This window comes from Paenibacillus sp. FSL F4-0100 (assembly GCF_037993005.1).
Classification (GTDB): domain Bacteria; phylum Bacillota; class Bacilli; order Paenibacillales; family Paenibacillaceae; genus Paenibacillus_AQ.
The window spans coordinates 145,001-159,520 of sequence record NZ_CP150303.1; the positions used below are offsets into that span (position 1 = coordinate 145,001).

10 protein-coding genes, 8 tRNA genes and 1 rRNA gene (1 of these 19 running past the window's edge) are annotated in these 14,520 nt (G+C 49.7%); all 19 read left to right on the forward strand.

All coding sequences use genetic code 11. The features are described 5' to 3' along the window. Positions 1-2,001 (forward strand): 23S ribosomal RNA (locus MHH48_RS00685) (it extends 930 nt beyond the left edge of the window). A gap of 81 nt (positions 2,002-2,082) precedes the next feature. Then, a tRNA-Ser gene (locus MHH48_RS00690) sits at positions 2,083-2,174 on the forward strand. Between the two features lie 32 nt (positions 2,175-2,206). After that, positions 2,207-2,283 (forward strand) — tRNA-Met (locus MHH48_RS00695). A 9-nt stretch (positions 2,284-2,292) separates the two neighbouring features. Beyond that, positions 2,293-2,368 (forward strand) — tRNA-Val (locus MHH48_RS00700). 26 nt (positions 2,369-2,394) lie between these two features. Continuing rightward, positions 2,395-2,470: transfer RNA gene (locus MHH48_RS00705), tRNA-Thr, on the forward strand. A gap of 13 nt (positions 2,471-2,483) precedes the next feature. Further along, positions 2,484-2,560 (forward strand) — tRNA-Asp (locus MHH48_RS00710). A gap of 206 nt (positions 2,561-2,766) precedes the next feature. Further along, a tRNA-Phe gene (locus MHH48_RS00715) sits at positions 2,767-2,839 on the forward strand. A 12-nt stretch (positions 2,840-2,851) separates the two neighbouring features. Next, positions 2,852-2,937, forward strand: a tRNA-Tyr gene (locus MHH48_RS00720). 8 nt (positions 2,938-2,945) lie between these two features. After that, positions 2,946-3,018: transfer RNA gene (locus MHH48_RS00725), tRNA-Lys, on the forward strand. Between the two features lie 151 nt (positions 3,019-3,169). Beyond that, entirely contained in the window at positions 3,170-4,384 is a 1,215-nt protein-coding gene (locus MHH48_RS00730; RefSeq protein WP_076326125.1) for a helix-turn-helix domain-containing protein, read from the forward strand. 108 nt (positions 4,385-4,492) lie between these two features. Beyond that, positions 4,493-5,617 (forward strand): sn-glycerol-3-phosphate ABC transporter ATP-binding protein UgpC, encoded by a 1,125-nt coding sequence (gene ugpC, locus MHH48_RS00735; RefSeq protein ID WP_076326126.1) that lies wholly within the window; start codon positions 4,493-4,495, stop codon positions 5,615-5,617. A 539-nt stretch (positions 5,618-6,156) separates the two neighbouring features. Next, positions 6,157-7,095: an HPr(Ser) kinase/phosphatase gene (gene hprK, locus MHH48_RS00740; protein WP_076326127.1), complete on the forward strand. Its 939-nt coding sequence runs from the start codon at positions 6,157-6,159 to the stop codon at positions 7,093-7,095. A 20-nt stretch (positions 7,096-7,115) separates the two neighbouring features. After that, a complete protein-coding gene (gene lgt / locus MHH48_RS00745; protein ID WP_076326128.1) occupies positions 7,116-8,249 on the forward strand; it encodes a prolipoprotein diacylglyceryl transferase in 1,134 nt (377 codons plus the stop codon). 7 nt (positions 8,250-8,256) lie between these two features. Further along, positions 8,257-8,907, forward strand: a complete 651-nt coding sequence (ppaX, locus tag MHH48_RS00750) for a pyrophosphatase PpaX (protein WP_076326129.1) — start codon at positions 8,257-8,259, stop codon at positions 8,905-8,907. 13 nt (positions 8,908-8,920) lie between these two features. Further along, positions 8,921-9,427, forward strand: coding sequence for an acyltransferase (locus MHH48_RS00755; RefSeq protein WP_076326130.1), 507 nt, complete (start codon positions 8,921-8,923; stop codon positions 9,425-9,427). A 180-nt stretch (positions 9,428-9,607) separates the two neighbouring features. Further along, positions 9,608-10,834: an acyltransferase gene (locus tag MHH48_RS00760; RefSeq protein ID WP_076326131.1), complete on the forward strand. Its 1,227-nt coding sequence runs from the start codon at positions 9,608-9,610 to the stop codon at positions 10,832-10,834. A gap of 343 nt (positions 10,835-11,177) precedes the next feature. Continuing rightward, positions 11,178-12,368 carry an ATP phosphoribosyltransferase regulatory subunit gene (locus MHH48_RS00765; protein WP_076326132.1) on the forward strand — a complete coding sequence of 397 codons (1,191 nt, stop codon included), beginning with the start codon at positions 11,178-11,180 and terminating at the stop codon, positions 12,366-12,368. A 53-nt stretch (positions 12,369-12,421) separates the two neighbouring features. Next, a complete protein-coding gene (gene hisG, locus MHH48_RS00770; protein ID WP_076326133.1) occupies positions 12,422-13,069 on the forward strand; it encodes an ATP phosphoribosyltransferase in 648 nt (215 codons plus the stop codon). Between the two features lie 123 nt (positions 13,070-13,192). Further along, the gene (gene hisD, locus MHH48_RS00775; RefSeq protein WP_076326197.1) at positions 13,193-14,476 is read left to right on the forward strand and encodes a histidinol dehydrogenase; all 1,284 of its coding nucleotides are present in this window, start codon (positions 13,193-13,195) and stop codon (positions 14,474-14,476) included. The last annotated feature ends 44 nt before the right edge of the window (positions 14,477-14,520 follow it).

Sequence of the window (14,520 nt, forward strand, 5' to 3'; positions counted from 1 at the left end):
GGGGCCCGCAAGGGTTACCAAGCTCAGTCAAACTCCGAATGCCATAGACTTATATCCGGGAGTCAGACAGTGAGTGCTAAGATCCATTGTCAAAAGGGAAACAGCCCAGACCATCAGCTAAGGTCCCCAAGTGTGTGTTAAGTGGGAAAGGATGTGGAGTTGCACAGACAACCAGGATGTTGGCTTAGAAGCAGCCACCATTTAAAGAGTGCGTAATAGCTCACTGGTCGAGTGACTCTGCGCCGAAAATGTAACGGGGCTAAACACACCACCGAAGCTATGGCTTGATGCTTTGCATCAGGGGTAGGGGAGCGTTGTATGTAGGTTGAAGGTGTACCGTAAGGAGCGCTGGACAGCATACAAGTGAGAATGCCGGTATGAGTAACGAAAAGATCAGTGAGAATCTGATCCGCCGAAAGCCCAAGGTTTCCTGAGGAAGGCTCGTCCGCTCAGGGTAAGTCGGGACCTAAGGTGAGGCCGAAAGGCGTAATCGAAGGACAACAGGTTGAAATTCCTGTACCACCGTAAACCGTTATGAACGATGGGGTGACGCAGGAGGGTAGTGACGCGGACTGATGGATGTCCGTCCAAGCAGTGAGGCTGATGTGTAGGCAAATCCGCACATCGATAAGGCTGGGCTGTGATGGGGAGTGAAAATTATAGTAGCGAAGGTCATGATCTCACACTGCCAAGAAAAGCCTCTAGTCAGGTGAAGGTGCCCGTACCGCAAACCGACACAGGTAGGCGAGAAGAGAATTCTAAGGCGCGCGGAAGAACTCTCGTTAAGGAACTCGGCAAAATGACCCCGTAACTTCGGGAGAAGGGGTGCCTCGGTAGGGTGAATAGCCCGAGGGGGCCGCAGTGAAAAGGCCCAAGCGACTGTTTAGCAAAAACACAGGTCTGTGCGAAGCCGTAAGGCGAAGTATACGGGCTGACGCCTGCCCGGTGCTGGAAGGTTAAGGGGAGCGGTTAGGGAGTAATCCCGAAGCTGTGAACCGAAGCCCCAGTAAACGGCGGCCGTAACTATAACGGTCCTAAGGTAGCGAAATTCCTTGTCAGGTAAATTCTGACCCGCACGAATGGCGTAACGACTTGGGCGCTGTCTCAACGAGAGATCCGGTGAAATTTTAATACCTGTGAAGATGCAGGTTACCCGCGACAAGACGGAAAGACCCCATGGAGCTTTACTGCAGCTTGATATTGGATTTGGGTACGATCTGTACAGGATAGGTGGGAGCCTTTGAAGCATGAGCGCCAGCTTGTGTGGAGGCGACGTTGGGATACCACCCTGATCGTATCTAGGTTCTAACCTGGTACCGTAATCCGGTACGGGGACAGTGTCAGGCGGGCAGTTTGACTGGGGCGGTCGCCTCCTAAAGAGTAACGGAGGCGCCCCAAGGTTCCCTCAGAATGGTTGGAAATCATTCGAAGAGTGCAAAGGCATAAGGGAGCTTGACTGCGAGACCTACAAGTCGAGCAGGGACGAAAGTCGGGCTTAGTGATCCGGTGGTACCGCATGGAAGGGCCATCGCTCAACGGATAAAAGCTACCCTGGGGATAACAGGCTTATCTCCCCCAAGAGTCCACATCGACGGGGAGGTTTGGCACCTCGATGTCGGCTCATCGCATCCTGGGGCTGAAGTAGGTCCCAAGGGTTGGGCTGTTCGCCCATTAAAGCGGTACGCGAGCTGGGTTCAGAACGTCGTGAGACAGTTCGGTCCCTATCTGTCGTGGGCGTAGGAAATTTGAGAGGAGCTGTCCTTAGTACGAGAGGACCGGGATGGACGTACCGCTGGTGCACCAGTTGTTCCGCCAGGAGCATGGCTGGGTAGCTACGTACGGAAGGGATAAGCGCTGAAAGCATCTAAGCGTGAAGCCCCCCTCAAGATGAGATTTCCCAACTAGTAAGACCCCTTGAAGACCACGAGGTAGATAGGTTGGAGGTGGAAGTGCAGCAATGCATGGAGCTGACCAATACTAATCGGTCGAGGGCTTATCCAAAACATATTTCAATGTGTTGCAAATTCGTTTCGTATCTAGTTTTCAGGGAATCAATCTCTGTAACTGCATACAAGTTATGATGGAGAGATACCCAAGTGGCTATAAGGGGACCCTCTGCTAAGGGGTTAGACTGCGTAAGCGGTGCGAGGGTTCGAATCCCTCTCTCTCCGCCATTTGAATAACTTGAACGCAAATAGGTTTATATGGCGGTGTAGCTCAGCTGGCTAGAGCGTACGGTTCATACCCGTGAGGTCGGGGGTTCGATCCCCTCCGCCGCTACCATACATACCTGGAGGCTTAGCTCAGCTGGGAGAGCATCTGCCTTACAAGCAGAGGGTCGGGGGTTCGAACCCCTCAGCCTCCACCATGTACTTATTTTTATTACCTTACCATGCCGGTGTAGCTCAATTGGTAGAGCAACTGACTTGTAATCAGTAGGTTGGGGGTTCAAGTCCTCTCGCCGGCACCATCTTTAATAATGTGGAACTGTGGTGTAGAGGCCTAACATGCCTGCCTGTCACGCAGGAGATCGCGGGTTCGAATCCCGTCAGTTCCGCCATTCTTTACAAGCTTCAGGGATGAGAATCCATAACCGGGTTCGTCGGAGCATATCTTCGTTAGCAGAGACTTCGCAGTCTCGAACGAAGAGAGAGTATCCCGTCAGTTCCGCCATTATTAATCTTAAGGAATAAAAATGGTCGGTTTTCCACAGATTAAAGTGGGCAGGATTGCATTCCGCACTTTATTTTTATGTCATTTATGTAAGGCTCGGTAGCTCAGTCGGTAGAGCAGAGGACTGAAAATCCTCGTGTCGGCGGTTCGATTCCGTCCCGAGCCACCTTTATATCCTGGAGGATTAGCGAAGTGGCCAAACGCAGCAGACTGTAAATCTGTTCTCGTCCGAGTTCGGTGGTTCGAATCCATCATCCTCCACCAGTAAATAAGAGCCATTAGCTCAGTTGGTAGAGCACCTGACTTTTAATCAGGGTGTCGAAGGTTCGAGTCCTTCATGGCTCATCCGAAGAGTCGTCAACGTTGTTGACGGCTCTTTTTGTGTTGTTTTTAAGCAGTTTTTCTCCAATGTAACTGGACTTAGAGAGAAGGCATTGTCGCTTGCACTGGGTGTTATGCTAAAATAAGAAAAAACGATAAAGTGGTGGAGTCATCAATGGTGGAGATGGAGCACATCGTTCAGAAACTAGAGCAGACCTTGGGTACCTCACTCGGTTTAAAAAAATTGAATGCTCAGGAAGCAGCATGGTTAACAAAACTAATAGCGACCTCACCGCCATTCGGTGATCGGATGGGTCATGAGGACAGAGCCCAGGGGGCTAGTAGCCGTGAAGAAAACAGAACCTCACACCAATCACGAAGGGTTCACGGCGCCTATGTGCACAAGGACCTTGGTGAGATTTGGATTCCTGTGAATCAACAGGATCCTAGTCGGGTAATTGTAGCGAATCAGAGTGCTTTGACGGAGTCGGAGATTGGGCTTATAACTCTACTATTGTCGAGCCTTCAGGATACGACACCAGGGGTAGTGTCCAAGAGTGCCGGTAAGGTTGAAGAAGAACGACGCGCCCAACAGTTGGGTGGTTGGTTAAAGGAACGCCTGCAAGCCGGTGAACTGCTTGCTGAATTACCAGAGGAAATGTGGATTCGGACAAGCTTGACGGAGGACATGGTTCCCTTTCTTCTTATTCATGAGAGCGAGCACGCCCCTACTCCAAGTTATAAGGCACTGCATCGGTTATTGCGCAGCTATTTTGGCGGGGACATCATTCTGGTACCACTGCTTGATAAGGAATGGATTATCTTAGCGAACCAGGAATTGCTGGACGGTATAACGACGGATGATAAAGAGGATGCTTCGGTGGAAGGCGATCAAGATTTACTCTCCTTATTCTGCATGGGGCTCTACGAGCTGATTTCAACGGAATGGGTGGGGGATTTCCATATCTCGGCGATACCGGCAGTTAATGCCCTGCATGCTCTGCCACAGACCGTTAGCATGTTAAGAGAGACCATGACCATCGGCCGTACATTCCAGGTAAAGGAACATATCCATCTGTCGACCGGGCTTCATCTGGAGCGCCTGGTCTATAGCATTCCTGAGTACCAACGCAATCAATTTCTGCGAGAGTACGCTGCCGGACATACCGATTTATTCGAGGATAGTGAGACCTTGTCAACGCTGGAGTCTTTTTTCGAATTGGATTGTAACGTGAGCGAGACGGCCAAGCACCTATATATTCACCGTAACACGCTGCTATACCGCCTGGATAAGATCAAACAGGAGACGGGGCTTGATGTTCGCAGCTTCAGTGATGCGGTTTTAGTGAAAATAACGCTTCTATTGTATAAAGTGACGAAAAGGAAATAGGTTTTTTGTGCAGATTGTGTATAGCAAGTCAGGTGCCTATGGGGTAATATAAGATTATAAATTAATTGTATTCGATTTCATAACATTCATATGAGGGGGCAAATGCACATGGCTGGTGTACGCTTAGAGCATATTTACAAAAAGTATGCAGGTGCGGATAAAGCAACTGTAATTGACGTTAATTTGGATATTAAAGATAAAGAATTCTTGGTACTGGTAGGTCCTTCCGGTTGCGGTAAGTCCACGACACTGCGTATGATCGCAGGTCTTGAGGAAATTTCTGAGGGTAAACTTTACATTGGCGACCGCGTTGTTAACGATGTAGCACCTAAAGATCGTGACATCGCGATGGTATTCCAATCCTACGCCTTGTATCCACATATGAACGTATATCAGAACATGGCATTCGGTTTGAAACTCCGTAAAGTGAAGAAAGACGAAATCGATAAACGTGTACGTGAAGCAGCAAAAATCTTGGATATCGAGCATTTGCTCGAGCGTAAACCAAAGGCTCTGTCCGGTGGTCAGCGTCAGCGTGTTGCCTTGGGTCGTGCGATTGTCCGTGATCCACAAGTCTTCTTGATGGATGAGCCACTTTCCAACTTGGATGCGAAACTCCGCGGTCAGATGCGTGCCGAAATTACAAAGCTGGTTAAGCGCCTTGAAACCACTTGTATCTATGTAACGCATGACCAAACAGAAGCTATGACGATGGGTGACCGTATCGTTGTTATGCAAGACGGCATTATTCAACAAGCGGATTCCCCAGAGCAACTGTACAACAATCCGAACAACCTGTTCGTTGCTGGTTTCATCGGTTCCCCAACCATGAACTTCATCAACGGTAAATTGTCCGAGCAAAACGGTGGCGTATACTTCACTTCCCAGGGCTTGAACGTTCAAGTACCAGGTGGTAAAGCGCAATTGCTCAAAAACAAATCCATGATTGGCAAAGAAGTAATCATGGGTGTTCGTCCGGAAGATATTCATGAAGAGCCAGTCTTCCTGGAAGCTTCCCCGAACACAATCTTCACTGCAAAAGTTGACGTAACCGAGAACCTTGGTCACGAAATGCTCTTGTACCTGAGCGGCTTGGGCACCGATACGGTTATCGGCCGTGTAGACGGACGTTCGACTACTCGCGAAAGCGACAATGTGAAATTGGCACTCGACATGAACAAAGTTCATATCTTTGATAAAGAGTCTGAATTGAACGTATTGCTCGAAGACTAATCTTCAGCAATCGGGATCTCTTGAAAACCGCCCTCTCAAGGGGCGGTTTTTTTAGGAGAAAAATACATAAATCCAGGTAGTATTCACTCCTAGAGAGGGTTTAAGTGTTTCTCGCAGAAGGTAGTAGATGCATTCAAAGGAATAGCAGATATATAAAGCAGTAAACCCAGATGCTGCAGAAGAATGGAGTTAATAATGCCTTTCGTGATAAAACATTACATTTATATTATTCAAGTTATAGTACGTAATCGTAGTGTCGCTTCACCCCAATATAAGCCTAATGTCGCGATTGAATAGCCGGTTAGAATTGCATTCATTGGTTTTTTTCGATAAGATAAGCACAAAGCAAGGCATACATAAGTATGGGACATACGGGATGTTGAAGCATATTTCATGTAAATTGCCAGATCGCTGATAAGGCTTATACAGATTATCTACTTTAGATAATATCGAATATGGAATATATCATCCAATACGGGCCGCGTACATGACGGTTGCGTTGTGATGTCAACATACAATGGAAGAAGAGGGGTAAGACCATGGCCAAGAAAGTGAAGGTATCCGAGCTGGTCCAGCAGTTTCAGTTGGAGGTCATCGCAGGTGAGGAAGGCTTAAAACGTCAGATTACAACGGACGATCTGAATCGCCCGGGATTGGAAATGGCCGGTTATTTTGAATACCATCCGCGGGAACGGGTCCAGCTTCTGGGCCGCACGGAGTTGGCTTTCTTCGGAATGCTGAAGCCGGAAGAGCGTAAAGAGCGGATGCGCAGCCTGTGTACGGAAGAAACACCTTGCATTGTAGTTACTCGTTCCTTGGAAGTGCCGGAGGAACTGGTGGAACTCGGGAACGAAAGAGGTTTGCCTGTACTGCGCAGCAGTATGGCGACAACCATTCTGACAAGCCGATTCACAAGCTTCCTGGAGCGTAAACTTGCACCAACTACAACCATCCACGGGGTATTGTGCGATGTTTATGGCGTGGGGATGCTGATCACAGGTTCAAGCGGTATCGGGAAGAGTGAGACGGCATTGGAGCTCGTCAAACGCGGACACCGATTGATTGCGGATGATGCGGTGGAGATACGTCAGACATCGGATTTTCAGCTTCACGGAACGGCGCCGGAGTTGATTCGCCATCTTCTGGAGATTCGCGGAGTTGGTATTATTAATGTCATGACGTTATTCGGTGCAGGAGCCGTTCGGAACAATAAAAGGATTACACTTGTTGTTCGATTGGAAGCTTGGCAGCAGGATAAACAGTATGATCGTCTGGGATTAGATGAAGAAACAACACGAATTATTGAGACAGACATCCCTCTGGTCACCATTCCGGTTCGTCCAGGACGTAACCTTGCGGTTATTATTGAGGTAGCAGCTATGAACTACAGATTGAAACAAATGGGACTGAATGCTGCGCTGCAGTTTACGAACAAACTGACAGCTACGATCGCTGAAGATATGGACGATTTGGACTAGGACTAGGGAGGTTATAAAAGATGCAAACATTGCTCATCGATCCGGTGGCGTTCTCCATCGGATCGCTGCGTGTTCATTGGTATGGCTTGATTTTGGGGTTGGGAGCTTTAGCGGGGCTGTTACTGGCCATTCGCGAGGGGAAGCGTTTTGGCATTCCGCAGGAATTTTTCATGGATTTGCTCTTGCTTGGTGTTCCTTCCGCAATCATTGGTGCGCGTATTTATTATGTAGCTTTTAAATGGGAAGATTATAAAGACAACTTCCTGGATGTGTTCAAAATATGGAACGGCGGGATTGCCATATTCGGTGCCCTTATTGGTGCCATTATCTGTGCGTTAATCTTTGTTCGCCGGAAAGGCTATTCATTCTGGCGGATTGCCGATATCTGTGCTCCGTCCCTGTTGGCCGGTCAGATCATTGGACGCTGGGGGAACTTCGTTAACCAGGAGGCCTATGGCGGTCCTGTAAGCGAATCCTTTTTACGCGGACAGCTGCACCTGCCTGATTTCATCGTGAATCAAATGAATGTACAAGGTGTATTCCATCATCCTACCTTCTTATATGAATCGCTATGGAACTTGGTGGGTATTGTCATATTGCTTATCCTCCGCAGACAGAAATTCCTGCGCGCAGGCGAACTCTTCATCGGATATTTCATCTGGTATTCCATCGGCCGATTCTTCATTGAAGCGGTGCGTACGGACAGCTTGGCGTTCCAAGGCGCAACCGGACTTGCCGACTTCATTAACAATACGCTGTGGGCACCGATGACTTGGATGGGCTTTGAACTGGGCCATCTGGATCCGGCTTACGGCAATATTCGGATTTCTCAGCTGCTGTCGGTGTTCTTCGTCATTGCAGGCATCGTATTGATCGTTGTACGCCGCGTAACAGGCCGCGCCAATGTGCGTTATTTGGACCCCATCGTGTCAACGAAGACCGGAGCAGGGCCAACGCCTGAAGCTGACCTTCAGACGGATAAAGCCGTGAAGTCATCTGCGCAGGCACCTGTTAAGCAGGATAAACCGGCAGCAGATCCAGTAGAGAAGGATGATACAAGCTCTCTAATCCAAACCCAGGAGACGGAAGTCAAACCGTCCCGAGTAGAAGATACTCCGGCAATAAAACCAGATACGGAGGACAAAAAGGAGTAGTTGCAGCATGATAGAAACCGTACTGTTTGATTTAGACGGAACCATTATTGATACGAATGAATTGATTATCTCGTCGTTTCTGCATGTCTTCGAGGCTCAAGCACCGGGACCGTTAACCAGGGAGCAGATCATTCCACATATGGGAACCACGCTGGAACAGCAGCTGCAGGCTTTCTCGGGAGGCGTTGAGGATGTTAGTCCGTTTGTCAAAGCCTACCGTTCCTTCAACACGCTTCATCATGATGAGATGGTTAGACCGTTCCCTCATGTAAATGAGGTCGTGGAGCGCCTTCATCGTCACGGGCTTTCGCTTGGGATTGTAACAACTAAGATTCATCCTTCTACGATGATGACTTTGGAAAAGTACGATCTCGAGCGATTCATGTCGGCGATTGTTACGGTGAACGACGTCGAGCATCCGAAACCGCATCCTGAGCCCGTTCTGACGGCAATTGAGCGGCTGGGCGCCAATCCGGCTACGACATTGATGATCGGGGACAGTCCGGTCGACATTCAGTCCGCCAAGGCGGCGGGTGTGAAGGCCGCAGCTGTAGCTTGGTCCCTGAAGGGTGAGCAGAAGCTGATGGAGTATGGTCCGGATTATGTTTTAAAGGATATGAAAGACCTGTATGAAATCGTAGGACTTCAAGAGGAATAGGAGTTTTGGCAGCATGGCCAGAAAGGTTACCCGTTATCCTGTAGAAGGGCCCAACGCGCTATGGCAAATCTACCGCACCGTGAGCCCGTTCAAGGGCGTCAAGAACTTCATCTTTATCCAGTTGGCCCGTTATTGCCCTATCCTGCCCTTGAAGAACTGGATATACCGCCATATGCTCGGGATGAAGGTGGGAAGACATACCGCGTTTGGATTGATGGTCATGGTGGATGTGTTTTTTCCGGAGAAAATATCTATCGGCGAGAATTCGGTGATCGGCTACAATACAACGATTCTTGCCCATGAGTATCTAATAAAGGAATATCGTCTGGGTGAAGTGCGGATCGGGGAGAACGTGCTCATCGGCGCGAACACCACGATTTTGCCTGGCGTAACGATCGGAGATGGAGCGGTTGTTGCTGCAGGGTCTGTCGTACATAAAGATGTGGCACCGGGTGTTTTTGTAGGCGGCAATCCATTGCGAGAGCTGAAGAGGACATCGACGGAAAGTGAGTCAATTTGAGGTAATGTGACAAGTTAGGTTCTCAAGCTACCTGAATTATTGTAGAATGAGTATAGGATAACATGACACAAAGCGATTCCATAGTCCCCGGGGTATGATGGCCTTGAGGGACTTTTTTGCCCGCCCATCCCTTTTCATTGACTCTATGAAAATACTTGAATCAAGGAGGCGACGCCTGACATGAGTGCAACGCTGAACAAGAAGGAAAGGCTGCCGCAGCTCGATATTTATCGTGCGCTGGCCATCCTGGGCGTGCTTCACGTTCATGCGACTTCATTTGCAACAGTTGATGCGATTGATTCGCGATTCTATTATATTATTAATTTTTTGAATATTTTCTTTAAATACGGTACACCCTCGTTTATATTCCTAAGCAGCTTCGTGCTGTTCTATAACTATGCGGACCGGCCACTGACCAAAGATCTAATCAAAAACTTCTACAAACGGCGGCTCTTGTACATTTTGCTGCCTTATGTGTTGTTCTCGATCATCTATTTCTTTGTGCGGATGTATCAGAACGGGCTGCTCAACAGCTCATTTGATCTATGGGCACAGATGCCGCTTTTCTTTGAACGTTTAATTCGGGGGCAGAACTATACGCACTTATATTTTGTATTTATCAGTTTGCAGTTCTATATCTTGTTCCCGATCTTCCTTAAGCTGTTCAAATCGTCACGGTTTCTCGTACGGTGGGCGGTTCCTATCGGGTTCCTGCTTCAATGGGGCTTTATCATATGGAATAAATACGAGCTGCACTATACATTTAAAGGAAGCTTGGCCATCTCTTATTTAGCCTACTATATGCTGGGAGCTTACCTGGCGATGAATTATGACAAATTCAAGGGGTGGCTAACGTCATCTTGGAAAAAACAAACCTCTAGTCAAAGAGCAGGTACGGTCGTGTTATGGGCCGGCTGGCTCGCGATGGCGCTGACTCATGTGCAGATTTGGTACAACCAGAGACTGCACGGTGCCAAATACGATTCCCTGTTGTACGAGCTGTTGTGGAATCTGCACACGGTTTTCTCAGCGATTGTACTGATGCAGCTGGCCAGCTGGCTGTATAACAGCGGTTGGAAGCTCATCGTAAGGGTTCTGACGCGGATTGGCGAGCTGTCCTTCGCGATCTATCTGGTGCATCCGCTCTGGCTGTTCCTATACCGGGAGTACGATCTCAAGCTGAATCCGGTAACCGATGATTATCTCATCTGGATCTATGGCGGCATGGTAACTGCGCTAATTGTCAGTGCGCTGGTGGTACAAACGGTGTTCCGGTGGATTCCAGGCTCCTGGATGCTGCTTGGCAGCGTTCCGCGATCATTGAAGCCATCATCCAAAGCACCGAAAGCACCAACGCAGAGAAAAGACACCGTTACAGGCGACAGCAAAAAATCGGTGGATCTATAACCATAGCAGGCATACTTTTTTTCTTTTCAATTATTATGAAGCAAAGCCGTCCGGCAACGGGCGGCTTTTTTGCATTATGCCGCCGCTGGACCTAGCAGAGGTTCGCGCTCATAGACAAGTAAGTCACTCCAGCTTACTCTTGTGTTACAATTATACCCAGAAGTTATGCGGATTCTTTGGCGGCTAAGGCGGATCACAACGGAGAACGATACATAGCAGAACGCATTTATGATGCATTGACGATCAGGCAGGGTTCATGGTAATATAGCCAATATACTTTAATTTATTAGCAAGGTACCACTTTACCATAGTAAAGACTTTTCTGAATTTGAGGTGGAGCGTCATGTCTAAACCGAAAGGCTTCGAGAAACCGGCAGGTGTTCGTGATTACCTCCCTCATGCGGTCACCAAGCTGCGCCGGATTGAACGTGAAGTGCTGGCATGTATGGACCGCTGGGGATACCGGCAGATTATGACACCAACGATGGAATATTACGATACGGTAGGCGTGGCAAGCTCTACGTCGGACCAAAAACTGTTTAAATTATTGAATAAGCGCGGAACGACGATGGTGCTGCGGTCCGATCTGACCGCTCCCATAGCACGGGTCATGTCGTCGCTGCTGAAGGATGAGCCGTTACCGGTACGTTTGTCTTACCATGCGAATGTGTTTCGCGCAATCGAAGAAGAGGCCGGCCGGGAGGCTGAATTCTTCCAGACGGGTGTAGAGCTTGTAGGCGACGATACGCCGGAGGCTGATGCTGAAGTGATTGCACTGGCCATCGAGTCTCTGAAGGCGGCAGGCGTGGAGAAATTCAAAATCGCGATGGGGCATATGGGTTACCTTAATGGCCTGCTCCAGGAGGTGCTGCCTGAGCGGACGGAGGATCAAGAGAGCCTAAAGCAGGACCTGCTAAACCGCGACTATGTCGGATACCGAAATACCATTGCCAGTCTGCGGCTTACGGAGACACAGCAGGACCAGCTGGAAGGGATCCTGAAGCTGCGCGGGGGTCGGGAGATTGCCGGGCAGGCACTTGAGATTAGCAGCAATGATCTTGCAAGAGCTTCTATTGAGCACCTGTGCAGAGTATGGGAGGTGCTGGAGGCATACGACGTCTCCAGGCATGTTCTGTTTGATCTGACGATGCTCGGAGACTTCTCCTATTACACCGGCATGACGTTTGAAGGCTATGCTGCTGAGCTAGGTTCACCCGTTGCGAGCGGCGGTCGTTATGACAAGCTGCTGCAGCAGTTTGGCCGTGCCGTTCCGGCAACCGGCTTTGCGCTTAAGACCAATCGCATATTGGATGGGGTGCAGGGAGAAGAGATTACGGAGGAGCTGCCCGTTCTGATCCGTTACACGGCTTCCTATCGCAAAGAAGGTTTGGCGAAAGCGTCAGAATTGCGGGCACAGGGTCATACCGTCATCACCTCGATTATGCCGGACTCGGCGAATGTCCGAGAGGGGGTACCCGTTGTATCCGGCAGTTTGCTTAATAGAGGCTATCGGGAGATCATTACCCTTCGATAGAACGCTGATATATCACTCTATTTTATATAGGTTAAGGTCAGGAGGAGTTGAACGTGGCGGAAACGTTGAAAGTAGCGATGCCCAAAGGGCGTATATATAAAAAAGCATCCGCGCTGTTTCGTTCAGCCGGACTTCCGATTCCCCTCGATGTGGATGAGACGCGCAAGCTGGTCATTCCCTTGCCGGAGGCAGGAATGGAATTTATTCTGGCGAAGCCGGTGGATGTGCCGACTTATGTGGAATACGGTGTCGCGGATATCGGAATCGTTGGCAAGGATGTGCTGATGGAAGAGAACAAAGACGTCTATGAGCTGCTCGATCTCGGTATCGCAAGGTGCCGGATGTCGGTTATCGGCTTACCGGACTGGAAGCCGGGCATACGTCAGCGGGTTGCCACTAAATATCCGAATGTAGCTTCGCAGTATTTCCGTGAACAAGGCCAGCAGGTTGAAGTTGTTAAGCTGAACGGTTCCATCGAGCTTGCACCGCTTATCGGCTTAGCCGACCGGATCGTGGATATGGTGGAAACGGGCCAAACGCTCAAGGAGAACGGACTTATAGAGATGACCAGCATTTTTGAAATTACAAGTCGTCTGATTGCCAATCGCGTCAGCTATCGGATGAAGAATGATGAAATTCAGGCATTGTGTGATCGGCTGCAAATGGTCATTATGTCTGAGGGAGCGAATATACAGCGCTAAGAAACGAAGTATAAACAAAGATGAGCATGGATAGATCGGACATATAGATTGTCGATTCGTAAGAAACGCTATGCATGTATGAGGTCAAATGTGATGCAAGCAGCGGGATTGGGGGAGATGAAGGTGAAGGTTGTATCAGCACGGGACTTTCAGCTGAAACGGGAAAATGATTATGGCACACCAGAGCAGAATGAAGTCGTGAAGGCGATTGTGCGGGATATTCGGTCTGAAGGAGATGTTGCCTTATTGCGGCATACCGAGCAATTGGACCGCGTCCGTTTTAAGGCAGATCAGCTTCGCGTAACGGATGAAGAGCTCCAGGAGGCTTATCATCATGTGGAGTCTTCGTTCGTGAAGGCGATTCAGGCCGCGGCGAATAATATTCGCGCTTTCCATGTGAAGCAGAAGCGTAATTCCTGGATGGATCTTCAAGCCGACGGCAGCATCTTGGGACAGATCATTCGTCCGTTGAAGCGCGTGGGTGTATATGTGCCCGGCGGGAAGGCAGCCTATCCTTCGTCCGTGCTGATGAACGTCATCCCGGCGCAGGTGGCAGGCGTGCCCGAGATTGTCATGGTCACCCCCCCGGCTACCGGCGGGAAGGATGGGATTAATCCCTATATCCTGGTCGCCGCAGCCGAGGCCGGCGTTACGGAGATCTACCGCGTAGGAGGAGCTCAGGCGATTGCGGCGTTGGCCTACGGTACGGAGAGCATCTCCCCCGTTGATAAAATCTGTGGTCCCGGCAATATTTACGTTGCGCTGGCCAAGCGAGAAGTGTACGGGGCGGTCAATATTGACAGCCTGGCCGGTCCGAGCGAGATTGCGGTATTGGCAGATGACAGCGCAGATGCTTCGTATATTGCGGCGGATTTGCTCTCCCAGGCAGAGCATGACGAGATGGCATCCGCCATTCTCGTGACGCCTTCACGCAAGCTGGGCGAGGCCGTTGCCACTGAAATGCAGCGGCAACTTGAACTTCTGCCGCGGCGTGACATCGCCCGCGCCTCCGTGGACACTTACGGCGCGGTGATCATCACGGAATCCCTTAGAGAAGGGATTGAAGTTATTAACCGTTTGGCGCCGGAGCATCTGGAAATCGTGACGGAGGAGCCGATGGCGATTGTGGGCCAGATCGAGAACGCGGGTGCGATCTTCCTCGGGCCATATAGCTCAGAGCCGGTAGGTGATTATTTTGCAGGACCGAATCATATCATCCCGACGAATGGGACGGCTCGGTTCGCATCGCCGGTTGATCTGGACGATTTCATTAAGAAATCAAGCTTGATCTACTACAGCAAGGAAGCCCTGCTGCGCGATGGCGAGCAGATTATGGAGCTGGCTCGGCGCGAAGGGCTTGAAGGCCATGCCCGGGCGATCGAGATTCGGCTTGAACAGGAGCGTTAAGCATTAAAGAGGAACATGAATGATTCGTTCATACTATATACGTT

Excerpts from the sequence above, each read along its gene's own strand:
- ppaX (WP_076326129.1), top strand. The coding sequence starts at position 8,257 with ATGATAGAAACCGTACTGTTTGATTTAGACGGAACCATTATTGATACG.
- MHH48_RS00730 (WP_076326125.1), top strand. The coding sequence starts at position 3,170 with ATGGTGGAGATGGAGCACATCGTTCAGAAACTAGAGCAGACCTTGGGT.
- ugpC (WP_076326126.1), top strand. The coding sequence starts at position 4,493 with ATGGCTGGTGTACGCTTAGAGCATATTTACAAAAAGTATGCAGGTGCG.
- MHH48_RS00760 (WP_076326131.1), top strand. The coding sequence starts at position 9,608 with ATGAGTGCAACGCTGAACAAGAAGGAAAGGCTGCCGCAGCTCGATATT.
- hprK (WP_076326127.1), top strand. The coding sequence starts at position 6,157 with ATGGCCAAGAAAGTGAAGGTATCCGAGCTGGTCCAGCAGTTTCAGTTG.
- lgt (WP_076326128.1), top strand. The coding sequence starts at position 7,116 with ATGCAAACATTGCTCATCGATCCGGTGGCGTTCTCCATCGGATCGCTG.
- MHH48_RS00755 (WP_076326130.1), top strand. The coding sequence starts at position 8,921 with ATGGCCAGAAAGGTTACCCGTTATCCTGTAGAAGGGCCCAACGCGCTA.
- MHH48_RS00765 (WP_076326132.1), top strand. The coding sequence starts at position 11,178 with ATGTCTAAACCGAAAGGCTTCGAGAAACCGGCAGGTGTTCGTGATTAC.